This is a genomic window from Pseudomonas sp. Pseusp11, assembly GCF_047304405.1.
In the GTDB taxonomy this organism is placed as follows: Bacteria; Pseudomonadota; Gammaproteobacteria; order Pseudomonadales; family Pseudomonadaceae; genus Aquipseudomonas.
Genome location: NZ_JBGLZF010000002.1, coordinates 225,306 through 250,001 on the forward strand (window position 1 = coordinate 225,306; position 24,696 = coordinate 250,001).

Here is a 24,696-nt window from a genome sequence, read left to right on the forward strand (position 1 = left end):
CGAATCAAATCCAGGCCACTGCCAGCAACCCGGCCCCCAACACCACGCACAACGGCGAATACGCCCAAGTGTCGAGCCGGGCAAACTTCGAATCCTTGACCTGCTTGAAGAACCCCACCAGATTCGAATCACCGATCGCCCGAGCGAACATCAGCAGCGCAATCGCGCTAATCACCCATTGCAACGACCAGTGATGCACCGTGGGCAGATACAGTCCGACCCGCAGGCACACCAGCATCGCAATCAGCAGCAAACCCACCGCCACCAGCAGCGTGCCAAAGCCCGATGGCTTGAACGCCGGCCTTGATGCCTCACCACCCTCCCCGGGTACTCTCGGTATCACCGCCTCGCTACCCCACTGGCCACCCGCCGCCCAATACAAGTGGATCAAGCTGATGACCAGAAAGATTGCAGCAATCCATTGCGCGACCAAAAGACTCATATTCAGACGTCCCGTGTGAAATGTTGCAGCAGAATGAACTTCCTTGCGCGATTTTAAAAGCGCCCCGTAGGAGCTGGCGAAGCCTGCGATCTTTTGATTTTGCTTCTATAGGCAAGATCAAAAGATCGCAGGCTTCTACGGGATTTATGTACACCCGGGCGGTTTATTTCAGCTGGGCAGCGACTTTATCCGCCACATCCTTGGGCACCCAGGCCTGCCACACCTGCGGGTTCGCCTTCATGAACGCCTCGGCCGCTTGACGTGGCGGGGTGTGTTTTTCACTCATGTCCGCCAGGGCCTTGTTCAACGCATCGATCGGTAAATCGACCTTGCTGAAGAACTCGGTGAGCTGCGGGTACTGTTTCTGGAACGGCGCGGACACACCGATGGACAGCTTCGAGGGCAGTGAGCGAGTCGGTTTCGGATTGGGGTTGTCGGCCTCGGTCAGGGTTTTCCAAGCTTCGGCGTCGAATGGCGGCTCTTGTAGCTGAATCAGCTTGAAACGGCCGAGCAATGGCGTCGGTGACCAGTAATAGAACAGCACTGGTTTGCCGCGACGAATCGACGAACTGATCTCTGCGTCCAGCGCCGCCCCCGAACCACTGCGAAAGTTCACGTAGCTGTCGTCCAGCCCATAGGCCTTGAGCTTCTGTTTGTTGACCACCTCCGACGTCCAGCCGATCGGGCTGTTCAGGAAGCGCCCCTTGCTCGGGGTTTCCGGGTCTTTGAACACATCCTTGTAGCGCGGTAGATCACTGACACTGCGCAGCCCCGGCGCCAGCGGCTTGATGCCCTTGGCCGGGTCGCCCTTGATCACGTATTCCGGCACCCACCAGCCCTCGGTGGCGCCCTTGACCGTATCGCCCAGGCTCGCGACTTTGCCCTCGGCCTCAGCCTTGACCCAGACCGGACTACGGCCCGCCCACTCTTCGCCAATGACCTGAATGTCATTGTTGGCCAAGGCGGTTTCCAGGGTAATGGTCGTCCCCGGCAAGGTATCGGTCGGCAAGCCGTAGCCTTTCTCGACGATGATCCGCAGGGTCTCGGTGATCAGACTGCCGCTTTCCCAGTTCAGGTCGGCGAAGTGGATCGGCGTCTGGGCGGCGAATACCGGAACGGGTGAAACCAACAAGCCGAACGTGGCCAGGGTAGCGGCCAGTAACCGTCGTAATCCCTTCATGCTCTTGCACCTCGTGCTGTTCACAGCAATAGCAGGATGGCCTGACAAATGAAGACCGCAAGCCTCTGAATACTCAGTCAACTGACTGTAGTAGAGGTTTCTGCTTTCGAGGGGCGAGGATTATTTTTCGGAAGGTTCCTGCAAGCGCGCAAGCTCTCTTCTGACCATGCTGGCGTACGCCGCCGGGCGCAACATATAAATCTGTGACGCTACCCAACTCAGCCAGGCTCCCTGCAGAACGGCCTTTTCAGCCAACAGGCGCTGGGCCTCGGCGTGTGCACTGGCCTGGTTCTGCTCATGGAAATCGGCGCGGGTCTGGGTCATTACTCGCTGGCCTTGAAGGTCACCAGTTCGCCTTTGCGCCACTTGGCGGCCTTGGCAGTCACGGCTTTCAGTGTCTTGGTCAGGCCTTCCTGCAATTGTTGGTGGGCCGCAAACACCATCACCACGCTATGACCTTCCTTGAACACAATGCCGTGGCCGTCCGCGGTGGTCACGAACGCGTAATCCCCCAGCCCGTATACCGTCAATTTGATTTCGCGGAACTTGATGTCCAGTTTTCCGCCTTCGCGGCTGGGCAATACGGAAGCGCTGAAATGATCGCCGACCTTGAGTTTCAGCCCGGGCTTGTCGTCCACCACCAGTGCCGATTCGGTGTCGATCTCGGCAATGTAAATGCCTTCAGCGTTCTGTTCGGTGATGTAGACGAAACGTGACTGAAACTGTTTAACCAGCTTTGCGCGCAAATCACCCAGTACGAACAAAGCATGCATATCGAGATTACTTACTGCCAAGGAAACATCCCCACATCTGAAAATGATGCCGCACGCAGGAAACGCGCACAGCAGAAAAAAGCGGCAATGCCGAGGTTTAACCAAATGACCCGGGTCGTAATCCTGGAACGAGCAGAGGGCTCATTCATCGCGAGGTTTGGGAAGATTACTGGAACATCCCCCGCTTCGTCTTGCCTGGCGGTCGTCAGAGGTTGAAGGAAAACGCCCTTCTGACGGCCAGAAAAACCGGACCACCAACTTTAGGGAAAAATCTCTTTAAAAAAAGCACTTTTCCGACATATCGCCAGTAAAAAATTGCTTTAGATGGGCAGCAATCGCCAACCAGTGATAGCGATTCTAGAGCAGCCATGCTCACCGAGACTACCCAAAACAACGTACGCACGTCGGTAAAACCACGAAAAGGACTTCATATGTGCACACTGACTCACTTCGCCCAGCCTCACACACACCACACAAACGGCTCGTCACTTCTGCAATCGATAATACTCCGTCAGCAGGATTTCCACCCTGAGGCGCATCCACTCCCGCGTTTTCAGGTGGTATTGGCCGGCAACGCCTTTTTCCATATCAGGGAAATATCCACCGGACGTGTCAGAGGTTTCCGCGCCGACCATAACGAAGCCTGCGCCCTTGCCCGCTCACTCGAGTCGCGCAACTGACGCACCCTGCGGCATTCACTTCTGTAGACGTTTCGTCACGCCGGCGACTTAACTCAGCCGCCGGCAGGCAACTGCTGCCATACTGCCCGCCCCATGAAACCCGTCCCCAGGGCGGACGGCGCTCACTACAACATAATATTTCAAAGGGAAGACTGCTACGTGACGGAATTTGATATCGGTGAATTTTTTATCCGGGGCGAAGCCAGAGAGGTCGACGGCGAATTCCAGGCAGTCATTATCATGCGCGCCAAACCGCCGTTGACCACGGTGTCGTATCACCAGGTTGAAAAGGATCGCTGGTTCAAGACGGCGGAAGTCGCGACGATTGCCGCCCAGGAATCCGCCAAAGCCCTGAAGCTTGCCGTCGATGAGGGTGCGTTGAAGACCTGAGATGGGAGTGACTGAGCAGGGTCAGGCCTGAGAGTGTTTTGCGGCGTGCCAGCCTTGTACAGATAGCACGCCTTTGTCTCGACAACCGGTCAGATCAGCTTGCGCTTGACCGCTTCATCCAGCGTGCTCTGGGTCAGGTGTTTGAGTACCGCATCCCCACGTTCATTGAACGGCAAGCCGACAATCAGCAGAATCTGCATCCAGGTGCGAGTGCTTTCCTGCTTGACGATTTTGCCCAGCATGTTGCCTTCCCGGTCCTTGAACACGGTTTCCAGCGTGAAGGTGTTGCTGTACGTAGTCGGGATCACGAAGAGCGTGAAGCCTGTGAGCCAGGCGCTCGCGATATTGCCCTGCTCGTTATTGGTCAACGTACTCGTCACGTACAGGTTCGAGTCGACCTTGTCTGTGGTCACGCTTTTGAACTGTCCGGATTCCTTGAAGGTTCCCAGCATGTGCCGTTCCACCAACGCCGCATTGCCGACGCCACCCGACAGCTCACCGTTGAACTGCTGCTGAGTGGTCACGTGCAGATAAGCACTGGGCTTGTCTTGCCTGGCCTGCGCTGGCGGCCACTGGTCCACCTGGGCCAACTCATGCTGGGAATAGGAAATGCAGCCGGTCAGGGTGCTGCCGACCAAAAGCAGTAAAACCAGAAGATACTTATTCATGTGCAGCCAGTTCCTTTGACGGTGTACGCAGTTGAGGGGTGGCACTGGCTAACAGTTGAGCGATCAGATCGCGCAACTGCGAACCGCCCAGACGCGGATTGAGGTAGTCGGCGTTCCACATACCGACATTCTTGTCGAGCTTGACCTGCTCGACCGACCTGGCCAGTTGCTTGCCTTGGCGGTCTTCGATGATCAGTTCGCCGGCGAGGTCGTATTTGTCGACGTAAATTGGTCCGTCGACCCAGATCCAGATAGTCAACGTCACCAGCGCGCCAGGAATGTAAGCCGGGTGCATGGTGCGCTTGCCTGCCAGTGAGGTCAGGTTGAACTTGAGCACCACGTCGTCTTCGCCCGCCTTGGCCGGGAACACCACAACTCGCTTGAAGTAATCGCTTTTATCGATATAGGCGCTGACCTGCTCGGTCAGTTGCCGGCTGCCGTCGACGCGCACCTTGTCGTCCAGCTCGGGGGCGGAAATCACCACGTCGCGGATCTCGGCGCTGCGATCGAGAGTGGTCGGTGCGGGGCTCAGAGGTTCGCCGATAGGGCCTAGCGGCGTGAAAGACACACAGCCGGTCAACGACAGGCCAAGTGCGATGACCATCAGATAAACAAGACGCTTCACTGCTTACATCCTTTTCATGCGGAATCGGGGGGGCGCGTCGGCTTGAAAGAAATCGCGCAAGGGATGGGCAGATCAGCACCGCAAGGCGCTAAACCTGGGGAGCGAGTGACGACGACATCCATGTACGGACTCTTTGAATGGCGACTTGATGACGCCAAAAAAACGCGACGGCATCGTAATCGCTGGAACAGAGGCAGGCAATAGCTTATTGCCATCATTGGTGGCGAATCTGGAGGAAGCTGCTAAACCCTTATCGAACTCTTGGCGCACGGGCCCCTCGGATGCAATGAAGCCGCACCTCAGACCTCACGCCCGAGGCGATTGATTATCTGCAAGGAGATGAAGATGGATTCACCCACACATGACTTGAAAGGCTTGTTCGACCAGCTCGGCCTGGACTCCAGCGAAAAGGCCATCGACGATTTCATTGCCCTGCATTCACCGTTGCCCGATGACAAGAAACTCATCGATGCCGAGTTCTGGACCCCGCAACAAGCCGGCTTCCTCAAGGAACAACTGCGTGAAGACGCCGATTGGGCGCACGTGGTCGACGACCTGAACCTGCGCATGCACCAGATCCACTAGCCCGCATTCCTCTGTAGGAGAGCGGCCTCAGCGAGGTTTTTCCGGTTTGTAGCCCAACCGCAATCCACCCCAGTGGCGCCCCTTGAGCATGATCGGCACCGAGAGGTCGTGCATCAGTTCACCGGTGTCGCGGGTGTAGGTCTGCAACAGTACGGCCTGCTGGTGGCTGCCACAGCGAATCCCGGTGCGGTCGGCGAACTTGCGCTTGGTGCGGTTTTGCAGGGTATCGACTTGCACGTCGCCGGTCAGTGGCTGGCTGAACACAGTGTTGTGGGTCGGCACATACCCCTGCTGCGTGCAGGCAATGGCGAACACCAGGCCTTCGTGACGCGGCAGCAACGGTTCCTGAATCGCCGGCAAGACCTGATCGGTGTAACGGTCGAAGCGGGTCTGGTATTTGACCGGGCTGGTGTTGGGGATCGTCTGGTAATTGCGATCAAACAGGTCGTCGAGGCTGATCCGGCCCTGGTCGATATCCGCCTCGAAACGCGCCGCAATCTGACTTGCCCCTTCGCGGGCCAGGTCGTAAATCCGCTGGTGATAGTCATCCAGCCCGACTTCGGCAAGGCGTTCGCTGATGGTTTCGGCCTGCCCTTCCATTTGCACCGCTGCCTGGGCCAGGCGCTGGGTTTGCTGGTCACTGATCGCCAGATCGCTGCGCATTTGTTCGATGGCATGGAACAGGCTGTCGAGTTGTTCGCGATTGGTGTCCGCGCCCTGAGCAATTTCCCCGACCTGCCTTTCAACACCGGCGGCCAGGCGCGCGATGTTTTCCAGGTGCTGCCCCGTGTGCTCGACCTGCGCAACGCCGGTATTCAGGTCGCTGGCCAGTTGACGAATCTGCTCCACCACTTGCGCCGTGCGCTGCTGAATATCGGCGACCATCTCCCCGACTTCGCCGGTCGCCGTCGCCGTGCGCGCGGCCAGGCCACGCACCTCATCGGCCACCACCGCAAACCCGCGACCGTGTTCCCCGGCCCGCGCCGCTTCGATGGCTGCGTTCAACGCCAACAGATTGGTCTGGCTGGCGATGGACTGGATCACCAGCGTGACCCGCTGGATATCGTCACTGCGCAGGCTCAGGGCTTCGATCAACTCGCGGCTGCTGCTGGCACGCTGACTGAGTTGATGCATGCGCGCGATGGACTCGATCAGTTCCGTACGCCCTGCCGCACTGCTCTGATGGGCTTCGCTCGCCGCGCTCAAGGCTTCCCGGCTGAGTGTCGAGGTAGCCTGTTCGGTGGCGATCATCACTTCAGCGCTGCTGACAATCTGTGCTGCGGCGCCGAGTTGCGATTGCAGCTTGTCGGCCAGTTGCTTGACCGAAAAGGCCACGCCGGCGGCCGACAAGGCGTTATGACTGGTGGTATAGGAAAGATCGCGAGTCAAACCGGCGATAGCGCTGGCGTTGTCAGCCGGGGTTGCCTGCGTCAGCGTGCGCGAGCGCAGGCGCGGCAGCCAGATAATCAGCACAGTCAATGGCAGGCCAAGGTAAAGCGACCAGCCAGCCAATGCCATGCCACACAGCAAGAGCATCAGGGCGATGCTTTGCAGGGTCGGCGTGAGCCACTGGTTTTTAGGCAAAAGTACGGCTGCGGGCACTGCCCCAGCCAGAGACCCGTCTCGCGTCATCGTTTGTCACCCCAGGCATCTTCTAATTGTTGTATCCGCATTAAACGCCACCACAAGGCCATTATCTATGGTCCATTAGTCGTGGGTGCTGAAGCAGATCAATAGAAGTGCGGGGATTTTTCGCAGACGTCGAAAAGCAAAGATCGCAGCCTTCGGCAGCTCCTACATGGGTTCACATAAACCTGTAGGAGCTGCCGAAGGCTGCGATCTTTTCAAGGCAGCCAGTCATTAACTGGCTGCCTCACAGAATCAGGCCTGACGCTGGTGCTTGTCGATCTGCTCGTGACGTTCTTGAGCTTCGATGCAGTACTTGGTGGTCGGGCTGATCAGCAGACGCTTGAGGCCAATTGGCTCGCCGCTGTCATCGCACCAGCCGAAGCTGTCTTCCTTGATGCGTTCCAGGGCCTGTTCCAACTGAGGCAGCATGCGCTGGTCGCGATCGATCGCGTTCACCAGCCAGGTGCGCTCTTCTTCGACAGAAGCCGCGTCAGCCGGATCGGCCGGGGTGTCCAGGCTCTCGATGGCGATGCGATTCTGTTCGATGCGCTCATGGGTTTCGACTTTCATGTTCTGCAACAGCTCAGAGAAAAAAGCATGTTGCTCGGCATTCATGTAGTCATCCGCCGGCATGGCCAGCAACTTGTCCTTTGTCATTGATATCTCTATAAAAAAACGTGCATTAAGGCGAATTAGGGAGCGTTCCGTTGAGCCTTGTGCGGTCATTGGAACGGCGCCGTTTATTCCAAGCGCCACCCGGCACTCAATTTACGAGGGGCGGCAGTCTAAGGCCGACTTGAGGCCTCAGCAACTGAAAAGACAGCAAATCTGTCCGACAAAGCCTTGAAAGTGCTCTATGGCGAGCTTTGAGGCGCTTATCGGAGTGCGTTTATAGCAAGAAATTCAGTCCAGCGGCTGTATATAGAAGACAAACGGCTGCGCCACGCGGGTCAGGCGTGGCGCAGTTTCGTCTTTCGTGTGGCTTAGCGCTTGAGTTTGCGCTTGTTGCGGTACTGGTCGATGACCACCGCCACCACAATAATCAGCCCCTTGATGATGTCTTGAATATAAGCATCAACACCGACAAAGGTAAAGCCGCTGGCCATGACCCCGAGAATCAATGCGCCAATCACGGTGCCGGTGATGCGCCCAACGCCACCGGCCAGGCTGGTGCCGCCGATGACCGCCGCGGCAATCGCGTCCAGTTCATAAGACATGCCCATCCCGGCCTGCCCGGTCGCGGCCCGTGCCGATGCCACCACCCCGGCCAGGCCGGCAAGCAACCCGGCGATGCTGTAGACAATCACCAGATGCCGCTTGACGTTGATCCCGGAGGTGCGTGCCGCTTGCATGTTGCCGCCAATGGCGTAGGTGTATTTACCGTACTTGGTGTAGCGCAGGGCGATGTGAAAGATCACCGCCACCACCAGAAAGATGATCACCGGCATCGCGCCATGCCCGATGGCCGTGTAGGAATCCGAGAGCATGCTCACCGGTTGACCTTCGGTGTAGTAGCGCGCCAGGCCACGAGCCGAGACCATCATGCCGAGGGTGGCAATGAACGGTGGAATCCCGGTGATCGCAATGATGCTGCCGTTGATCGCCCCCGCCAGCAATCCCACCCCCAGCCCAGTGATCACTGGAATCCACACCGGCAAGTCAGTCAGGGACGGAAACACCGCCCGGGCAAAGTCCGAGGTCTGGGCCAGGCTGGCGGCAATCATCGCCGACAGCGCCAGCACCGAACCGGAGGACAGGTCGATACCGGTGGTGATGATGACCTGGGTTACCCCGATTGCCAGCAGGCCGATGATCGACACTTGCAGAATCATCAGCACCAGGCGCTGAGAGTTCATCAGGAAGCTCTGGTCCCGCACGATCCAGCCGAACAACTCGAAGACCAGGCCGATGCCGATCAGCACCAGGAAGATACTCAACTCGGTCGGAAAGCGCCGGCGACTCTTCACCGGTGCCATTGCAGGCTTGTTTTCCAGTATCGCGTTCATAACCACTCACCCTTCTATTGCGTCATCGGCGACAGCCATGGCCACCGCCGGCATCCATTAGTGAACCGCGGACATGCCCGAGGCCAGTTGCATCACTCGTTCCTGGGTCGCTTCGCTGCGGTCGAGGGTGCCCATCAGGTCGCCCTCGTGCATGACCATGACCCGGTCGCTCATGCCCAGCACTTCCGGCAGCTCCGAGGAAATCATGATCACCGCCATGCCTTCGCTGGCCAGGTACGAGATCAGCCGGTAGATCTCGGCCTTGGCGCCGACATCGATGCCCCGGGTCGGCTCGTCGAGAATCAGGATTCGCGGGTTGGTCATCAGCCAGCGCGCCAGCAACGCCTTCTGCTGATTACCGCCGGACAAGGTATCGATGCACTGCTCCAGCGACGGCGTTTTCACCCGCAGCTTCTTGCACATGTCTTCACACAACGCGCGCAGGGCTTTCTGCTGGATGAAGCCGTTGCCGACGTAATGGGGCAATACCGCCATTTCCATGTTTTCCAGCACCGACAGGCACGGGAACAGGCCGCTGAGCTTGCGATCTTCGGTCAACAGCGCGAAGCCCTTCTCGATGGCCATGTGCGGATCGGTGATGCGCACCACCTCGCCGTCGAGCCGGATTTCGCCACCGTCACTTGGAGTGATGCCGAAAATCGCCTCGGCGACATTGGTCCGTCCCGACCCCATCAACCCGGCGATGCCCAGGATCTCGCCGGCATGCAGGTCGAAGGAGACATCCTTGAAAATGCCGTCCAGCTTGAGGTCGCGTACCGACAGCAACAGATCGCCAATCGGTTTCTCGCGCACCGGGAACAACTGGCTCAGCTCGCGGCCGACCATCATCGAGATCAGGCTGTCGCCGTCCATGCTGTCGGCCCGTTGCAGGCCGATGTAGGCGCCGTCGCGGAACACCGCCACTTCATCGGCGATGCTGAACACTTCGTTCATCTTATGAGTGATGTAGATGATGCCTTTGCCCTGGCTCTTGAGGTCGGCAATGATCGAGAACAGATGAGCGACTTCTTTATCGGTGATGGCCGAAGTCGGTTCGTCCATGATCAGGATGTCGGAGTCGTAGGACACCGCCTTGGCGATCTCGACCATCTGCCGTTCGGCGATACTCAGGTTGCCCACCTGCTCTTCAGGGTCGAGATTGATCCGCAGACGCTCCAGCAGCTTGGCGGTGCAGCGGTGCATTTCGCGGTGATCGATCATGTGAAGGCCGTTGAGCTGCTCGCGACCGATCCAGATGTTCTCGGCGATGCTCATGTGCGGCATCAGGTTGAGTTCCTGGTGGATCATCGCGATCCCGGCCTGGAGCGCAGCCAGTGGCGTTTCGAAGACCACCGGCTTACCCCGCAGGCGCAACTCGCCGGCATCCGGCTGGTAGATGCCGGCAATGATTTTCATCAGGGTGGATTTGCCGGCACCGTTTTCGCCCATCAGCGCCAGCACAGAACCGGGACGCACCCGCAGCTGTACGTCGGACAAGGCCACCACACCGGGAAAACCCTTGCTGACGTTGATGATCTCCAGCAGGTACGGCTCATCGACAGGTGTTGCGGTTGGCTGGATACCCACCAACGGGGTGCTCGAAGCAGTCGCTGAAGCGAACATGATCAGGTACTCCATCAGCAAGGTCGCGTCGCAACCTTGCGTGCTTATTGTTGTTATCGAACGGACGGACTATTTGAACTGGTCAACGTTTTGCAAAGTGATCAAGCGATACGGCACCCACACGGCCTGTTCGACCGGCTCGTTCCTGGCCATTTTCACCGCCGTGTCGATCGAGCCGTCGGCCTGACCCTTGGCGTCCTGGAACACCGAAACCAGCAGAGAGCCCTTCTTCACCGCGTTCAAGCCGTCGGGCGTACCGTCGACACCGGCGATCAGCACACTGCCTTTGGCGACACCCGCCTGTTGCAGGGCCATGGCCGCGCCAATCGCCATCTCGTCGTTGTTGGAGACGACCGCGTCGAACTTGCGGCCCTGGGTCAGCCAGTCGTTGACCAGGGTCATGCCCTTGTCTCGCGACCAGATGCCGCTCTGCTCTTGCTCGATCTTGATGTTCGGGTACTTGGTCAGCACCTCTTTTACGCCCTTGGTGCGGTTAGTGGTGGAGTTGTTGGCCAAATCACCGAGCAGAATCACGATGTCGCCCTTGCCGCCCATTTTTTCGGCCAGGTACTGCATCTGCATCTGGCCGGCCTCCAGATCGTTGGAGGCAACAGTGACCACGCCTTTGGGCAGGTTCAGGTCATCGGGACGGCGATTGACGTACACCAGCGGAATGCCGGCCTTGACCGCCGCTTCGGTAATTTTCTTGGTGGCGGCGGTATCCACCGGGTTGACCACAATGGCATCGACTTTCTGGCTGATGAAGCTTTCTACCTGGCTCAACTGCCTGACCACGTCGCTGCGCGCATCTTCGAACTGCAGCTTGACGCCATCAGGATAGGACTTGGCTTTGGTGTCCATGGATTCGCGCAGGTAGGTCAGCCAGGTGTCATCGAACTGCGCCATGCTGACGCCGATCTTCATGTCAGCGAGTGCGGCACCGCTGGCGAGCATCAGGGACAAGGCGAGTGAGGCGAAACGGGTCTTGGTCTTCATGAAAGGTCTTTCTCCACATTCTTGTTGGTTTTTATGGATAAGGCGTGACGATTTCAGTGAGCGGGCAAGCGGACAATCGGCGCACCCGGAATGCAGCAGACCAGGGCGCCCTTGCGTTCGACGCAAAGCAAGCGAGAGATGGAATGAAACGAGACGCGAGGCAGGTCGCGAGAGAGGTGCAGCGCGGAACGTAAAGCCTGCAGAGCAGAGTTGAAGGTTTTCATCGACGGTACCTGGCTTTGTTTCTTGTTTTTGGTGCGCCCTTCACTCGTTCAAGGCCTGCTTGAGCGTGATCGGACGTTGATAGTCGGCAACCTGGAAACGACTTTATTGGAAAATAATTTCTATATCAACTCATTTTAGAATTTTATTCTGATTTTATTCCATGGCTTTCAAATGGGCTCAACGCCACCACCTGATGGCGCTCGAAACTGAGCCGCGCAGCGTCTAGCACGCGGGTGGTCGCCAGTGCATCACGGGCTTCGACCGGCAGTGGGCCACCGCTCTGTAACGCGGTTTGTAGCTGCAAATAGAACTGGTTCCAGCAGCCTCGTTCGGACGGCACCCGCTCGCGCACCTCGCCCTGTTCGAACCAGCCCCAGCGACGATGCTCTTCGACGCCCCAGCGTTCGCCCTCGGATTTGGGCGTGAGCCCGGCCAGGGTCGACGCCTCTTGCCCGTCCAGACCGTCGACGCTGTAGCAGCCCTGGGTGCCGGTCACGCGAAAACGCGGGCCGGGGGTGTTTTGCAGGCAACTGCCACTCAGGTGCGAGATCACGCCACTGGCATGAGTCAGGGACATAAAGAAGCCGTTGTCGAAGGTCTGGCCTTTTTCGAGGTAATCCAGTTCGGCGTAAACCCGGGTGACGGGGCCGAACAACAGCAGCGCCTGATCCACCAGATGGCTGCCCAGATCACGCAGGAAACCGCCGCCGCTGCCGTTGTTCACCGTCTGTGGCGAGTAGCGTTCGATCCGTGACTCGAAACGGGTGACCTGGCCCAGGGCACCGGACTCGATGAGTTTGCGCACGGTGAGGAAATCCGAATCCCAGCGCCGGTTCTGGTAGACGCTCAAATGCACGCCCTGACGCTCGGCCATGGTGATCAGGGTTTGCGCCTGTTGCGTATCGGCGGCGAACGGCTTGTCGCTGACCACCGCCACCCCATGTTCGATGGCGTCGAGCACCAACGCCGGACGACCTTTGAGCGGCGTGGACACCACCAGCACATCAATCCCGGCTTCGACCAGTTGGCCAATGCTGTCGAAGGCCGGCACACCGGGATGTTCCGTGGCCAGCAGTTGTCGGCGCTCGGCGGAACGGGTGACCACGCCCACAAACGTCGCCGCCGGCAAACTGCTGATCAGCGGAGCATGGAAAAATCGGCCGCCATGGCCGTAACCGACAAGTCCGATACGCATGTGTGCATTCCTTCTTATTGTTATGTAGCCGCTAACTGGATCTACACCGGCCCCTACGCGGAGTTTGGTGTGGGGCTTAGCGGCAGAGTTCGCTTTTGACCCGTTCGAGCATCATTCGGTTGGACTCGTCCGGCCGGTCTTCCCAGGCGAATACCGAGACGGTGGCGATGCCATCGAACTTGATCTCGCGCAAGGTGCCGAAAAACGCTTCCCAGTCCACCTCGCCCTGGCCGATGTCCAGATGCTGGTGCACGGTGGCGGTGACGCCCGGCGGGTTGACGATGTAGCGCAAGCCTGAGGAAGCCTTGTGGTTGTAGGTGTCGGCGATGATCAAATGACTCAGTTTCGAGCCGGCGTACTTGAGCATCGAGGCGATGTCACCCACGCCATCGTCATAGAAAAACGTGTGCGGCGCGGCGTAGAGGTAGTTGATCCAGTCGCGGTCCAGACCGCGAATGATGTCCACTGACTCGTTGTTGCGCTCGCAGAAATCATAAGGATGGGCCTGGATATCGAGCTTGATGCCTTCGCGTTCGAACTCGGGGATCAGTTCGTCCATAGAACGCATGAACTGGTTCTCGCAGACCAATGGGTTGTCCGACTGGCCGGTGAACTCGGTGTTGAGCAGCTCGCAGTCCATCTCCACGGCAATCTGGATCGCCCGCTTCCAGTTGCGCACGGCGGCCACGCGCAAACCTTCATCGGCGGCGGCCCAGTGGTACATCGGTAATAAAGAAGAGAGTTTGACCCCGGTGTCGCTCAGGGCTTTGCGAAATTCCTTGATCCGCGCCTTGTCGACCCGCGGGGCTTTGTAGAACGGCAGAAAATCTTCCCGGGGCGACAGCTCGATATGTTCGTAACCGAGCTCGGCGACCTTGTCGACCATCTTGCCCAGGGACAGGTTGCGGTACATGTAGGGGTCTAGTGCGATGCGCATTTTTTCTCCTTAACCAGAGTCGACGCCGTCCCCTGTAGGAGCTGCCGAAGGCTGCGATCTTTTGATCTTGATTCTAAAAAGCAAAGTCAAAAGATCGCAGCCTTCGGCAGCTCCTACATAATCGCTGACACCGATTTCAGGGTGAGTGTCAGCGGGGCCGGGGTTGGTTTTAGCCGTAGAAACGAGGGCGATCCGGTAGGCCGACTTTGACGATCTGGCCGCTGTTCTGCGCCTCGATGCAGGCATCCGCAGCAACGGCGGCGGCGAAACCGTCCCACGCCGATGGCCCGCCGACCTGCCCGGCGCGCACGCCATCGATGAACGCCTGCAACTCGACGTCGTACGCGGCGATGAACCGGTCCTTCCAGTCCATCAGAATCGCATTGGACAGTTTCGCTCCGCTGCGCAGCTGAACCTGCGACGGCTCCGGCAGTTTGGCGATGCCCGTCTCCCCTACCACTTCGCACTGGATGTCGTAGCCGTACTGGCAGTTGACGAACACTTCCACGTCGATGCGCGTGCCCTTGGCGGTTTCCAGCAACACGATCTGCGGGTCTTTCAAATGGGCGTGGGCCTTGCTGGTCTTGCGCGGGAACACCACTTGCACCGACACATAGTCGTCGTCGAGCAACCAGCGCAACACGTCCAGCTCATGGATCAGCGTGTCGGTGATCGCCATGTCGGTCTTGTAGTTTTCACCCACGGTCGGGTTGCGGTGGGCGCAGTGCAGCATCAGCGGTTCGCCGATCTGGCCACTGTCGATCACCGATTTCAATGCCCGATAACCTTCATCGTACGGGCGCATGAAACCAACCTGCACCAGTCGCTTGCCGTGGGCCACTTCGGCCTCGACGATCTTGCGGCAGCCTTCGGCGGTGACCGCCAGCGGTTTCTCGCAGAACACCGGTTTGCCCGCCGCAATGGCCGCCAGCACAAACTCTTCGTGGCTCGGGCCCCAGGAGGTGACGAGGACTGCGTCGACGTCCGGCGCCTTGATCAGCGCGTGGCCATCGGGATAGACCTCGGCGGTCAGTTTCAGGTCGGAGACGATCTTGGCCGCTTGCTGCAAATTGATGTCGGTGACCGCGACAACCTGACTGTTGAGCAAGGTCTGACTGCAACGACGGATATGGTCCTGGCCGATGGCCCCGGTGCCGATGACGCCAATGCGCAACGAATTTGAAAGCGAAGACATATAAACACTCCTGTTGTTCGTTTCAGGGCAATCAGTATTGACGGGCCTTGGCCAATCGTTCGTTGAGGGTCTTGGCCACTGCGTCAGTGCGTGCGCTGGTGGAGACTTGCGCCACGCCGACCCGCCACCACGACAGGTATTTGTGAATCATGGTTTTGGGCAGGACCTTGATGTCGATCAGCGTCGACACCGTCTGCAACCGCGCATCGGCCAACGCGGCTTGCAGCTCCTCGACGGTGTTGACCTTGTAGGTCTTGCAGCCGTAAGCCGCCGCGCTCATGGCGAAATCCACCGGCACGAAACCGCCATCGAGCTTGCCGGTTTCAGGATTGCGGAACCGGAACTCGGTGCCGAAGCTGTCCATGCCGTGTTCCATTTGCAGGTTGTTGATGCAGCCGAAGGTCATGTTGTCCAGCAGCACCACGTTGATCTTGCGGCGCTCCTGGATCGAGGTCGCCAACTCCGAGTGCAGCATCATGTAGGAGCCGTCGCCCACCAGCGCATAGACCTCGCGCTCAGGCTCGGCGAGCTTCACCCCCAGTGCGGCGTTCACCTCATAACCCATGCACGAATAACCGTATTCGACGTGGTAGGTGTTCACCCCCTTGCTGCGCCAGCTGCGCTGCAAGTCGCCGGGCAGGCTGCCGGCGGCGGCGACGATCACCGCATCATCGGCCAGGGTTTCATTGAGCACACCGAGCACCCGGCTCTGGGTCAGGCAGGAACCGGTCAGCTCGATGAATTCGCGCAGCACCGCCGGGTCCAGGTGGTCGTTGATTTCCGGGACGAAGTCTTGAGTCTGGTACTCGACCTGATAGATGCGGTCGACTTCCTCGTCCAGCTGCGCCTTGGCCTGCCGGGGTTGATCGCCCCAGCCAGAGCGATAGTCGCCCAACACATCGGCCAAGGCGTTCAAGCCGGTTTTGGCATCTGCCAGCAGTTGCACGCCATCGAGTTTCAGGGCGTCGCAGGGGCTGATATTGAGGTTGAGAAATTGCACGTCCGGGTGTTTGAACAAGGATTTCGACGCGGTGGTGAAATCGCTGTAGCGGGTGCCGACGCCGATGATCAAATCAGCGTCCTTGGCCAACAGGTTCGCCGCCAGGCAACCGGTTTCGCCGATCCCGCCGACGTTCAGCGGATGGCTGGACACCACCGCGCTCTTGCCGGCCTGGGTTTCGGCGAAAGGAATATCAAAGCGCTCGGCAAAGGCCTGCAACGCTGCGTTGGCACCCGAGTATTTGACCCCGCCGCCGCAGATGATCAGTGGTTTGCGCTTGCCTTTGAACAGCGCCACGGCATCGCCGAGCATCGCTTCGGTGGCCGGACGGCGCTCGATGCGGTGCACGCGTTTTTGCAGGAAGTAATCAGGGTAGTCGTACGCCTCGGCCTGCACGTCTTGCGGCAAGGCCAGGGTGACGGCGCCGGTTTCGGCGGGGTCGGTGAGCACGCGCATGGCGTGGATCGCCGCGGTCATCAGTTGCTCGGGACGGTTGATCCGGTCCCAGTATTTGCTCACGGCCTTGAACGCATCGTTGGTGCTGATGCTCAGGTCGTGGAACTGCTCGATCTGTTGCAACACCGGGTCTGGTTGGCGGCAGGCATAAACGTCGCCGGGCAACAGCAGCAAGGGAATACGGTTGGCGGTGGCCGTCGCGGCAGCAGTCAGCATGTTCGCCGCGCCCGGCCCCACCGATGAAGAGCAGGCGTAGATCTTGCGCCGCAGGTGTTGCTTGGCAAAACCAATGGCCGCGTGGGCCATGCCTTGCTCGTTGCGGCCCTGATGGACGATCAGGTCGCCGCTGTCCTGTTCCAGGGCTTGCCCCAGACCCAGCACATTGCCGTGGCCAAAAATGGTAAAGATCCCGGCGACGAATTTGCTCTGGACCCCATCGACCTCGATGTACTGGTTATCGAGGAATTTCACCAGGGCCTGGGCCATGGTCAGTCTTGTTGTGGTCATGCTTGCACCTTTTCCGTATGCAAATCCGATGTCAGCTCAGGGATTTCTGCAGGTGATCCATGCTCGCGCCGATCGCCGTCTGGATATCCGCCAGGCCATGGACGCTGTCGGCAAACGGTTCGAACGACAGGTAGCCGCTATAGCCGCTACTGAGCAAGGTGTCGATCTGCGCCGCATTGCCGAGGATGTCGCCCTCGCCCACCAGCACCCGATGGCCGTCACGAATGGTCGCCAGTGGCGCCTCGGCATCTTCGACGCCAGAGATGTGCACCAGCCCGGTCAGCTCAGGGAAGAATTCATGCTCGCTGGCCAGGTGATGGTGGAAGGTGTCATGCACCAGACGGAACACATCCAGCCCACCGATGGCCTTGATCGCATCGACTGCCGTGCGTTTGCGCCGCAGCGAGCACTCTTCGAAACCCAGCGGTTCGATGAAGCCGAGAATGCCGTGATCGCGCAGGATCGGCGCCAGTTCACTCAACGCCGTGCGCAGGCCAGACGCACGCTGCGCTTCGGTTCGTGGATCGGGGCGGTCGTTCAATGGGCACATCACCAAACCCTGCGCGCCACAATCACGGGCATAAGCGGCAAGCTTCAGAGCGTGTGCGCGGCGCTCGTCATTCCAGACATCGAACGGATACAGCGCGTTGATCGACAGCACAGTGATGCCTTTGGCCGCGCACAGTTCACGGACGTGTTCGGGTGCGGTGCCATCCTCGATCTCGACGCCTTTGAGGTCGTTGCGAATCTCGATGGCGTCGGCCTTGAGGGTCACCGCCAATTCGATGAACGCAGGCAGGGACAAACGTGGGGCGACCATACGATTCAAGGCGAAACGCAGGGGTTTGCTCATTTTTTGTTGTTCTCCGCACAAGTGCATTATTTGGCTGTCGGCATGCTGAATTCAGGGCCCTTGGCGATGCTGTCGGGCCAGCGCTGCATCACGCTTTTGTAGCGGCTGTAGAAGCGAATGCCTTCTTCGCCATAAGCGTGGTGATCACCGAACAGCGAGCGCTTCCAGCCGCCGAACGAGTGCCAGGCCATGGGCACCGGAATCGGTACGTTGATGCCGACCATGCCGACCTTGATGCTGCGGGCAAACGAGCGAGCGATGCCGCCGTCGCTGGTGAAGCAGGACACGCCGTTGCCGAATTCATGGGCGTTGATCAGCGCCACGGCGCTGGCGAAGTCCGGTACGCGCACGATGCCCAGCACCGGCCCGAAGATCTCTTGCTGGTAGATGCTCATCTCGGTCGTGACGTTGTCGAACAGCGTGGCGCCGACGAAGAAGCCGTTCTCGGCACCCGGTACCTTGAAGTTGCGCCCATCGACAATCAGCCGCGCGCCCTGGGCCACGCCTTCGCCGATAAAGCCCTCGACCTTGGCCTTGTGTTCGGCGGTCACCAGCGGCCCCATGTCACTGTCGCCCTGCATGCCGTTGCCGACCTTCAGTTGATCGATGCGCGGCAGCAGTTTGGCAATCAACTGGTCGCCGACATCACCGACGGCCACGGCAATCGAAATCGCCATGCAGCGCTCACCGGCCGAGCCGTAAGCCGCGCCGATCAACGCGTCCGCTGCCTGGTCCAGATCGGCATCGGGCATGACGATCATGTGGTTCTTCGCCCCGCCCAGCGCCTGTACACGCTTGCCGCGCGAGGTCGCTTGCTGGTGGATGTACTCGGCAATCGGCGTCGAGCCGACAAAGGAAATCGCTTCGACGTCCGGGTGTTGCAGCAAGGCATCGACCGCCGCCTTGTCGCCCTGGACCACGTTGAACACACCGTCCGGCAACCCGGCTTCGGTGAGCAAGCGAGCCATCAGCAAACTGGCGGATGGGTCGCGTTCGGACGGTTTGAGGATGAAGCAGTTACCGGTGACCAGCGCCAGCGGGATCATCCACAGCGGCACCATCACCGGGAAGTTGAACGGCGTAACGCCCGCGCAGACGCCCAATGGCTGGCGTAGGTTCCAGTTGTCGATGCCACCGCCGATGTTGTCGCTGAAATCGGTTTTCAGCAGGTTCGGCGCGCCACAGGCGTACTCGACGATTTCGATGCCACGGGTCACTTCGCCCTTGGCGTCGGAGAACACCTTGCCGTGTTCGCGGCTGATGATTTCGGCCAGTTCGTTGTGATGGCGGTCGAGCAATTCCTTGAACTTGAACATCACCCGCGAACGGCGCAGGGACGATTGCTCGGACCAGGCCGGGAACGCCTTCATGGCCGAAGCGACGGCCTCGTCCACGGTCTTCTGGCTGGCCAGCCCGACCCGCGCCTGAACGCTGCCCGTGGCCGGATTGAAGACATTGCTGAACCGCTCGCTGCCGCTGTCCTGCACCTGACCGTCGATGTAATGGCCTATGACCGGGGCGTCGCTCATTATTCTTGTTCTCCCTTTGGATGTTGGAATTTAGAGATCCAGTAGCCAGCTGTGCTGCGGATCGTTATGGAACTGCCAGACGCGTTTCGGGCCGGCCATCACGTTCAGGTAATACGACTCATAGCCGTAGGGCACGCTGACCGGGTGATACCCCTTGGGCACCACCACCAGGTCGCTGTTTTCCACCGCCATGGCCTGATCGATACTGCGATCGTCGGTGTAGACCCGTTGGAACACGAAGCCCTGGGGCGGGTTGATCTGGTGGTAATAGGTTTCTTCGAGAAAGCTCTGGTGCGGCAGATCGTCGGTGTCGTGCTTGTGCGGCGGGTAGCTCGACGAGTGACCGGACGGCGTACGCACTTCCACCACCAGCAGCGAATGGGCGGGCTCGGTGTCCGGCAAGATGTCGCAGACATAACGGGTGTTGGCACCCTTGCCGCGCACGCTGCGTTTCATGCTGTCGGGTTTGATCAGCCGCGCGCCGAGGTTTTCGGCGGTCGAACCGGGCGCCGCGCACACGGCGATTTGCACGTCGCTCAACGCCACCACCTGGGCCTGGCTGCCGGGTGGCAAATACACGGCGAACGGTGATTTGTCTTCGAACACCGACTGACGATCGCCGATGTTGTCCCAGTCGAACGCGCCCTGCTCTGGCGCTTCGCCCTTGATGCCGACCCGACCGCTGAGCAGCACCAGGCACAGCTCCTTGTCACCCGCGCTGACCGGCAAGGTTTCGCCGAGACTCAGGCGGTAAGCCGCGAAGCCGACATATTCCAGCTCCCCCTGCCCCAGCTCGACCATGGTCCGACCGCGGGCATTGCTCTTGACCAACAGGCTCATCGCGCGGTCCTCTCGTCGAGCAAGGTACGCAAGGTGTCGTAGCCTTTTTTCGCGTAGACGTAACTTGGTGCCACCGCCGGATCCTGCTCGGCTTCCACCACTAGCCAGCCGTGGTAGTCGGCGCCCAGCAGCACGTCGAGCAAGGCGCTGAAGTCGATGTCGCCATCGCCGGGCACGGTGAAGGTGCCGTTGATGATGCAGTCCGGGAAGCTCCAAAGATTGTTGCGCGCCAGTTGCACCACCGGTTTGCGCACGTCCTTGAAATGCACGTGGCAGACCCGTTCGATGTGTTTGCTCAGCACCTGCAGCGGTTCGCCGCCGCCCATATAGCAATGGCCCGAATCGAACAGCAGGCCGACTTCGCTGCCGGTCAATGCCATTAGTTTGTCGATGTCGGCCGGGGATTCGACGTAGGCGCCCATGTGATGGTGATACGCCAGACGCACGCCCTGGGACAGGGTGAAGCGCGCCAGTTCGGTGAGTTTGTCGGCGTATTCTTGCCAGGCCTGCTCGGTGTGGAAACGCGGGCGCTCAACCAGTGGAATGCGCTGACCTTGAATGGAGTCGGCGACTTCGCCATAGACCAGCACTTTGGCGCCGTTCTTCGCCAGCAGCTCGACATGGCTGCCGATGGCGTCGATTTCCTCGGCCACGGAACGGCGAGCCAGACGGCTGGAATACCAGCCCGACACCAACGCCAGGTCGTAAGGCCGCAGCACATCGCCGACGCCCTTGGCGTCCTTGGGAAACTTGCCGTTGAGTTCGAAGCCTTCGTAGCCAATGTCCTTGCCTTCGCTGAGGGCGGTGCTCAACGGCGTCTCGCCACCGAGGGACGGCAGGTCGTCGTTGCTCCAGGAGATCGGGTTGATGCCAATTCGGATAGCGGGCATGGCTGCACCTTTTATTGTTTTCTCAAAAATGTTCAACCGATCACCTGTGGCGAGGGAGCTTGCTCCCGCGGGACTGCGAAGCAGTCCCGCATCAACCAGCCCGGTGTATCAGGTAAACCGCATTCACAAGTTTGCGACTGCTTCGCAGCCGAGCGGGAGCAAGCTCCCTCGCCACAAAAGCCTCATCAATCAGCTAATTTTTCAGGCACGGGCCGTGCGCCAGGCATCGATCAGTTCGACGAAGGTGCCCTGCACCTGGCGAATCAGCGCCTCGTCGTCGATTTCACCGGCCAGCCACGCGCGGCTCGGTTCCTGGAAGATCGTCCGGCCCACGGCGAAACCACGGCAGGTCTGGCTCTGGCTGGCCTGCTGAAACCCTTCGGCCAGGGTCGCCGCCGGGGCATTCAGGCCCAGCAGCACCACGCCACGGCAATACGGGTCGCGTTCCTGAATCAGCTCGTCGAGTTGTTTCCACTCCTCGGCGCTTTGCGCTTCGATCTTCCACCACGCCGGGTAGATGCCCAGGTTGTAGAGGCGTTTGAGGGCGCGATAGAGCACGTCCGGATGCGGTGACGGGTGATCCTTGGGCGGAATGATCTCCAGCAGCAATTCATGCCCGCTGACTTGCGAGGCCTGATACAGGCCCTTGATCTGCGCTTCCTGCTCCAGACGCAGCAGAGGCTCGTCGTCGGGATGGAATTGCACCAGGCATTTGATGATCTGTTCTTGCGGCCAGGCGATCAGGTTGCTGCCGATCGAGCGCCCGTGTTCGAACGCCAATGGCCGCGAACCCTGCACTTCCACTGGCCGCGCCACCCACCAGCCACGACCGGTGGCGGCGTTCAGCGAGTCCTGGCCGAAACGTTGATCGGCCAGCAAACCGACATCGGCGTCGACGCCCTGCTCACGCAAATCCGCCTCGACCCGTTCCACGGCTTTGATAAAGAGTTGTTTGAGTTCACAGATAGCGTTCAGGTCGCGCCCGCCCTTGTGGGCCAGCTCTACCAGTTGCCCGCGATGATCGAAGGCAAAGATGAACAGTTGCTTCCACTGTTTGCGCGGTACGCTGACTTGATGCAGACGCTGCAATGTCACGTCCTGATCCGGCCGGGTGATCGGCACCGGGCTGTTGAACAGGTAATCGAGTTCGGCGCGGGTCGGCATCGCCGGGGCGCAGGCATGGCGCGACACCACCAGTCCACCGCAGGCATTGGCCAACTGGCAGCAGCGCTCGTCGCTGGCGTCCTCCAGCCAGCCGCTGAGGAAACCCGACATGAAGGCATCGCCGGCCCCCAACACATTCAGCACTTCGACGCGCACACCGGGATAGATCGCGCCGTCTTCGAGACGCGCCGGGATCGCCCCGTGGATCACCGTGCAACCTTGCGGGCCGAGCTTGACCACCAACGTCGCCGCGCTCAGGCGCCGGACATTGCGCAACGCGGTGAGCAAATCCTCGGCGCCGCCGGCGATCAGGAATTCTTCTTCAGTGCCGACAATCAGGTCGAAACGCGGGAGGATTTTCTGCACGTGCTGGCTGACGTTCTGGTTGGCGACGAAACGGGTTTCGCCGTCCGCCTTGCCGGCCAGGCCCCAGAGCACCGGGCGGTAGTCGATGTCCAGCACCCGTTTGACGTTGTGCTTTTCGGCGTAGTCCAGCGCCTGAATGCTCGCCTTGTAGACACCGTCGGTGGAGAAATGGGTGCCGGTGATCAGCAGGGCTTTGCTGGAAGCGATAAAGGCTTCGCTGATGTCTTCGGCGCGCAACGCCATGTCGGCGCAGTTTTCGCGGTAGAACACCAGCGGAAAGGTTTCGCGATCCTTGAGGCCCAGCAGGACCATGGCGGTCAGGCGTTCCGGATCGACCTTGATGCCGCTGACGTCGCAGCCTTCACGGACCAGGGATTCAACGAGGAAACGGCCCATGTGGTCGTCCCCTACCCGGCTCAACATCGCCGACTTCAGCCCCAGCCGCGCGGTGCCGAAGGCGATGTTGGCGGACGACCCGCCCAGGTACTTGGCGAAGCTGCTCACATCCTCCAGCCGCGCCCCGACTTGTTGCGCATAAAGATCGACGCCAAGGCGTCCGAGGCAAATCAGATCCAATTGACGCCCACTGGCAAAACGAGTCTGGCCCATGCTGGCTCCTGTTATTTTTATCAGCCTGCGTCCGGGGCGATGAAGGCGCCGAACACTCTTGGTGGATGCAGACTAAAACGACCGGGGCCGAATAATCAATATTTATTCTATATATTTTTTACGTGGAATATTTTTTCCAATAAACTTTGATACAAGCGTTCCAGACACCGTGCATCGTTTCAGCAGGCCCCAGGCCGATTGCAAGCTCAAGATTTTATTCCGGCCTACCCTGTAGACTGCGCACAGCCAACCTATTGTCAGGGGATGACGAGAACCGTCATCCCTATAAGAACAAGCCAGAAGGATTTCTTATGTCCCGCACCGATCAGCCGGCTACGACCGAGAGCTCGCCCGACAGCGATCTCGCCAGCCCTCCGATCAATGCCGAGCGTCTGTTGCAGCTGATCACCGAGGAGTACGAAAGTCTGCCGCGCCAGCTCAAACGCATCGCCAGCTACATGAGCCAGCAAAGCGACCGGATCATGGTCGACCGCATCAGCGACATCGCGCGCGAATGCGAAGTGCACCCGTCGGCCATCGTGCGCTTTTCCCAGCGCTTCGGCTTCAGCGGGTTCAGTGAAATGCAGGCGCTGTTCCGCGAGGCCTACACCCACAAGACCACGCCGGTGCAGAACTACCAGCAACGCATCCGCAGCATGATCGCCAACAAGTCGCAGAAGGCCAGCGGCGGCGACCTGGCGCGCGAGTGCATCAACGCCACCCTGTCGGGCATCGAGCGATTGGGGCTGGAACTCGATGACCAGGCTTTCGACAAGGCCGTGGACCTGGTGGTGAATGCCGACAACATCTACGTGGTCGGGGTGCGTCGCTCGTTCGCGGTGGCCGATTACCTGGTCTACAACCTGCAACATACCAACAAGCGCATCCACCTGGTGTCGGGCCTTGGCGGCAGCTACCGCGAGCAGATGCGCAGCGTGCGCGCCAACGACCTGGTGATCGCCATCAGCTTCACGCCCTATGGCAAGGAAACCCAGCACTGCCTGCGCATCGCCCAGCACCATCAGGCGAAAACCCTGATCATTACCGACAGCAACCTCTCGCCATTGGCCAAGCGCGCCAACACCGTGCTGCTGGTCAACGAAGGCAGCTCGTTTGCCTTCCGTTCGCTGAGCGCCACCTTGTGCCTGTGCCAGGCGCTGTTCATCGCCGTGGCTTATCGACTGGAATTGAAGGTCGATGAGATTCATGAACAGGCAGGCTTTGAGGATTAGCCTTCGAGGATGAACAATAGGCCTGAGGATTAGCGCGAAACCGTTTGCACGTCGCTGAACCTCGGCTAAGGTTGTCCATCCCCAAGGACTGTCTGTAAGGA

General features: G+C 59.7%; 24 protein-coding genes. 4 read left to right on the plus strand and 20 right to left on the minus strand.

From position 1 onward, the window contains the following. Positions 1-4: 4 nt before the first annotated feature. From ACCC96_RS02520 to ACCC96_RS02535, 4 genes are all read right to left on the minus strand, one after another. Positions 5-442 carry a DUF3995 domain-containing protein gene (locus tag ACCC96_RS02520; RefSeq protein WP_258673410.1) on the minus strand — a complete coding sequence of 146 codons (438 nt, stop codon included), beginning with the start codon at positions 440-442 and terminating at the stop codon, positions 5-7. A gap of 163 nt (positions 443-605) precedes the next feature. Next, the gene (locus ACCC96_RS02525; RefSeq protein WP_413694912.1) at positions 606-1,622 is read right to left on the minus strand and encodes an ABC transporter substrate-binding protein; all 1,017 of its coding nucleotides are present in this window, start codon (positions 1,620-1,622) and stop codon (positions 606-608) included. 120 nt (positions 1,623-1,742) lie between these two features. After that, the gene (locus ACCC96_RS02530) at positions 1,743-1,946 is read right to left on the minus strand and encodes a hypothetical protein (RefSeq protein ID WP_007935975.1); all 204 of its coding nucleotides are present in this window, start codon (positions 1,944-1,946) and stop codon (positions 1,743-1,745) included. Next, entirely contained in the window at positions 1,946-2,416 is a 471-nt protein-coding gene (locus ACCC96_RS02535) for a hypothetical protein (RefSeq protein WP_008035847.1), read from the minus strand. The genes ACCC96_RS02530 and ACCC96_RS02535 overlap by 1 nt, the downstream gene beginning before the upstream one ends. A gap of 410 nt (positions 2,417-2,826) precedes the next feature. Here ACCC96_RS02535 and ACCC96_RS02540 point away from each other — a divergent pair, with 410 nt between their 5' ends. Both ACCC96_RS02540 and ACCC96_RS02545 read left to right on the plus strand, forming a co-directional pair. Then, positions 2,827-3,075 (plus strand): hypothetical protein, encoded by a 249-nt coding sequence (locus ACCC96_RS02540; protein ID WP_081628227.1) that lies wholly within the window; start codon positions 2,827-2,829, stop codon positions 3,073-3,075. A gap of 159 nt (positions 3,076-3,234) precedes the next feature. Continuing rightward, on the plus strand, positions 3,235-3,465 hold the full coding sequence (locus ACCC96_RS02545) for a hypothetical protein (RefSeq protein ID WP_019649270.1): 231 nt from the start codon (positions 3,235-3,237) through the stop codon (positions 3,463-3,465). An 89-nt stretch (positions 3,466-3,554) separates the two neighbouring features. Here the strand turns inward: ACCC96_RS02545 and ACCC96_RS02550 are convergent, their stop codons facing one another. Both ACCC96_RS02550 and ACCC96_RS02555 read right to left on the minus strand, forming a co-directional pair. Continuing rightward, the gene (locus tag ACCC96_RS02550) at positions 3,555-4,133 is read right to left on the minus strand and encodes a hypothetical protein (protein ID WP_413694913.1); all 579 of its coding nucleotides are present in this window, start codon (positions 4,131-4,133) and stop codon (positions 3,555-3,557) included. Next, positions 4,126-4,758 carry a hypothetical protein gene (locus ACCC96_RS02555; protein ID WP_258673400.1) on the minus strand — a complete coding sequence of 211 codons (633 nt, stop codon included), beginning with the start codon at positions 4,756-4,758 and terminating at the stop codon, positions 4,126-4,128. The genes ACCC96_RS02550 and ACCC96_RS02555 overlap by 8 nt, the downstream gene beginning before the upstream one ends. A 345-nt stretch (positions 4,759-5,103) precedes the next feature. Between ACCC96_RS02555 and ACCC96_RS02560 the strand changes: the two genes are divergently transcribed. After that, positions 5,104-5,343, plus strand: coding sequence for a DUF2789 domain-containing protein (locus tag ACCC96_RS02560; protein ID WP_018928021.1), 240 nt, complete (start codon positions 5,104-5,106; stop codon positions 5,341-5,343). Positions 5,344-5,370: 27 nt separating this feature from the next. Here ACCC96_RS02560 and ACCC96_RS02565 read toward each other — a convergent pair whose 3' ends face one another. The 14 genes from ACCC96_RS02565 to ACCC96_RS02630 form a co-directional block, all read right to left on the minus strand. Next, positions 5,371-6,975, minus strand: a complete 1,605-nt coding sequence (locus tag ACCC96_RS02565) for a methyl-accepting chemotaxis protein (RefSeq protein WP_413694914.1) — start codon at positions 6,973-6,975, stop codon at positions 5,371-5,373. Positions 6,976-7,224: 249 nt separating this feature from the next. Further along, positions 7,225-7,629, minus strand: coding sequence for a TraR/DksA family transcriptional regulator (locus tag ACCC96_RS02570; RefSeq protein WP_007935965.1), 405 nt, complete (start codon positions 7,627-7,629; stop codon positions 7,225-7,227). 326 nt (positions 7,630-7,955) lie between these two features. Beyond that, positions 7,956-8,978, minus strand: a complete 1,023-nt coding sequence (locus ACCC96_RS02575) for an ABC transporter permease (protein WP_018928024.1) — start codon at positions 8,976-8,978, stop codon at positions 7,956-7,958. A gap of 57 nt (positions 8,979-9,035) precedes the next feature. Beyond that, a complete protein-coding gene (locus tag ACCC96_RS02580) occupies positions 9,036-10,601 on the minus strand; it encodes a sugar ABC transporter ATP-binding protein (RefSeq protein ID WP_018928025.1) in 1,566 nt (521 codons plus the stop codon). A 69-nt stretch (positions 10,602-10,670) separates the two neighbouring features. Continuing rightward, entirely contained in the window at positions 10,671-11,597 is a 927-nt protein-coding gene (locus tag ACCC96_RS02585; protein WP_019649275.1) for a sugar ABC transporter substrate-binding protein, read from the minus strand. Between the two features lie 367 nt (positions 11,598-11,964). Further along, complete coding sequence (locus ACCC96_RS02590) at positions 11,965-13,017, minus strand: Gfo/Idh/MocA family oxidoreductase (protein WP_413694915.1); 1,053 nt, start codon at positions 13,015-13,017, stop codon at positions 11,965-11,967. A gap of 76 nt (positions 13,018-13,093) precedes the next feature. After that, positions 13,094-13,954 (minus strand): sugar phosphate isomerase/epimerase family protein, encoded by an 861-nt coding sequence (locus tag ACCC96_RS02595; RefSeq protein WP_413694916.1) that lies wholly within the window; start codon positions 13,952-13,954, stop codon positions 13,094-13,096. 169 nt (positions 13,955-14,123) lie between these two features. After that, positions 14,124-15,149, minus strand: a complete 1,026-nt coding sequence (locus ACCC96_RS02600) for a Gfo/Idh/MocA family protein (protein WP_413694917.1) — start codon at positions 15,147-15,149, stop codon at positions 14,124-14,126. Positions 15,150-15,180: 31 nt separating this feature from the next. Beyond that, positions 15,181-17,112: a 3D-(3,5/4)-trihydroxycyclohexane-1,2-dione acylhydrolase (decyclizing) gene (gene iolD / locus ACCC96_RS02605; RefSeq protein ID WP_413694918.1), complete on the minus strand. Its 1,932-nt coding sequence runs from the start codon at positions 17,110-17,112 to the stop codon at positions 15,181-15,183. A 31-nt stretch (positions 17,113-17,143) separates the two neighbouring features. Then, a complete protein-coding gene (locus ACCC96_RS02610) occupies positions 17,144-17,965 on the minus strand; it encodes a TIM barrel protein (protein ID WP_413694919.1) in 822 nt (273 codons plus the stop codon). A 26-nt stretch (positions 17,966-17,991) separates the two neighbouring features. Next, positions 17,992-19,494 (minus strand): CoA-acylating methylmalonate-semialdehyde dehydrogenase, encoded by a 1,503-nt coding sequence (locus ACCC96_RS02615; protein ID WP_413694920.1) that lies wholly within the window; start codon positions 19,492-19,494, stop codon positions 17,992-17,994. Between the two features lie 30 nt (positions 19,495-19,524). Next, positions 19,525-20,334: a 5-deoxy-glucuronate isomerase gene (gene iolB / locus ACCC96_RS02620; protein ID WP_258673382.1), complete on the minus strand. Its 810-nt coding sequence runs from the start codon at positions 20,332-20,334 to the stop codon at positions 19,525-19,527. After that, positions 20,331-21,224: a myo-inosose-2 dehydratase gene (gene iolE / locus ACCC96_RS02625; protein ID WP_413694921.1), complete on the minus strand. Its 894-nt coding sequence runs from the start codon at positions 21,222-21,224 to the stop codon at positions 20,331-20,333. Before iolE ends, iolB begins: the two co-directional genes overlap by 4 nt. A 201-nt stretch (positions 21,225-21,425) precedes the next feature. Further along, positions 21,426-23,363 carry a bifunctional 5-dehydro-2-deoxygluconokinase/5-dehydro-2-deoxyphosphogluconate aldolase gene (locus ACCC96_RS02630; protein ID WP_413694922.1) on the minus strand — a complete coding sequence of 646 codons (1,938 nt, stop codon included), beginning with the start codon at positions 23,361-23,363 and terminating at the stop codon, positions 21,426-21,428. A gap of 311 nt (positions 23,364-23,674) precedes the next feature. On the opposite strand from ACCC96_RS02630, the gene ACCC96_RS02635 reads away from it, so the two are divergent. After that, positions 23,675-24,595 (plus strand): MurR/RpiR family transcriptional regulator, encoded by a 921-nt coding sequence (locus tag ACCC96_RS02635; RefSeq protein ID WP_007939390.1) that lies wholly within the window; start codon positions 23,675-23,677, stop codon positions 24,593-24,595. The last annotated feature ends 101 nt before the right edge of the window (positions 24,596-24,696 follow it).

Bases quoted from the DNA above. Each gene is read 5' to 3' on its own strand.
- ACCC96_RS02520 (WP_258673410.1), bottom strand. From the start codon at position 442: ATGAGTCTTTTGGTCGCGCAATGGATTGCTGCAATCTTTCTGGTCATC.
- ACCC96_RS02525 (WP_413694912.1), bottom strand. From the start codon at position 1,622: ATGAAGGGATTACGACGGTTACTGGCCGCTACCCTGGCCACGTTCGGC.
- ACCC96_RS02530 (WP_007935975.1), bottom strand. From the start codon at position 1,946: ATGACCCAGACCCGCGCCGATTTCCATGAGCAGAACCAGGCCAGTGCA.
- ACCC96_RS02540 (WP_081628227.1), top strand. From the start codon at position 2,827: ATGTGCACACTGACTCACTTCGCCCAGCCTCACACACACCACACAAAC.
- ACCC96_RS02550 (WP_413694913.1), bottom strand. From the start codon at position 4,133: ATGAATAAGTATCTTCTGGTTTTACTGCTTTTGGTCGGCAGCACCCTG.
- ACCC96_RS02560 (WP_018928021.1), top strand. From the start codon at position 5,104: ATGGATTCACCCACACATGACTTGAAAGGCTTGTTCGACCAGCTCGGC.
- ACCC96_RS02565 (WP_413694914.1), bottom strand. From the start codon at position 6,975: ATGACGCGAGACGGGTCTCTGGCTGGGGCAGTGCCCGCAGCCGTACTT.
- ACCC96_RS02570 (WP_007935965.1), bottom strand. From the start codon at position 7,629: ATGACAAAGGACAAGTTGCTGGCCATGCCGGCGGATGACTACATGAAT.
- ACCC96_RS02575 (WP_018928024.1), bottom strand. From the start codon at position 8,978: ATGAACGCGATACTGGAAAACAAGCCTGCAATGGCACCGGTGAAGAGT.
- ACCC96_RS02580 (WP_018928025.1), bottom strand. From the start codon at position 10,601: ATGTTCGCTTCAGCGACTGCTTCGAGCACCCCGTTGGTGGGTATCCAG.
- ACCC96_RS02585 (WP_019649275.1), bottom strand. From the start codon at position 11,597: ATGAAGACCAAGACCCGTTTCGCCTCACTCGCCTTGTCCCTGATGCTC.
- ACCC96_RS02590 (WP_413694915.1), bottom strand. From the start codon at position 13,017: ATGCGTATCGGACTTGTCGGTTACGGCCATGGCGGCCGATTTTTCCAT.
- ACCC96_RS02595 (WP_413694916.1), bottom strand. From the start codon at position 13,954: ATGCGCATCGCACTAGACCCCTACATGTACCGCAACCTGTCCCTGGGC.
- ACCC96_RS02600 (WP_413694917.1), bottom strand. From the start codon at position 15,149: ATGTCTTCGCTTTCAAATTCGTTGCGCATTGGCGTCATCGGCACCGGG.
- iolD (WP_413694918.1), bottom strand. From the start codon at position 17,112: ATGACCACAACAAGACTGACCATGGCCCAGGCCCTGGTGAAATTCCTC.
- ACCC96_RS02610 (WP_413694919.1), bottom strand. From the start codon at position 17,965: ATGAGCAAACCCCTGCGTTTCGCCTTGAATCGTATGGTCGCCCCACGT.
- ACCC96_RS02615 (WP_413694920.1), bottom strand. From the start codon at position 19,494: ATGAGCGACGCCCCGGTCATAGGCCATTACATCGACGGTCAGGTGCAG.
- iolB (WP_258673382.1), bottom strand. From the start codon at position 20,334: ATGAGCCTGTTGGTCAAGAGCAATGCCCGCGGTCGGACCATGGTCGAG.
- iolE (WP_413694921.1), bottom strand. From the start codon at position 21,224: ATGCCCGCTATCCGAATTGGCATCAACCCGATCTCCTGGAGCAACGAC.
- ACCC96_RS02630 (WP_413694922.1), bottom strand. From the start codon at position 23,363: ATGGGCCAGACTCGTTTTGCCAGTGGGCGTCAATTGGATCTGATTTGC.
- ACCC96_RS02635 (WP_007939390.1), top strand. From the start codon at position 23,675: ATGTCCCGCACCGATCAGCCGGCTACGACCGAGAGCTCGCCCGACAGC.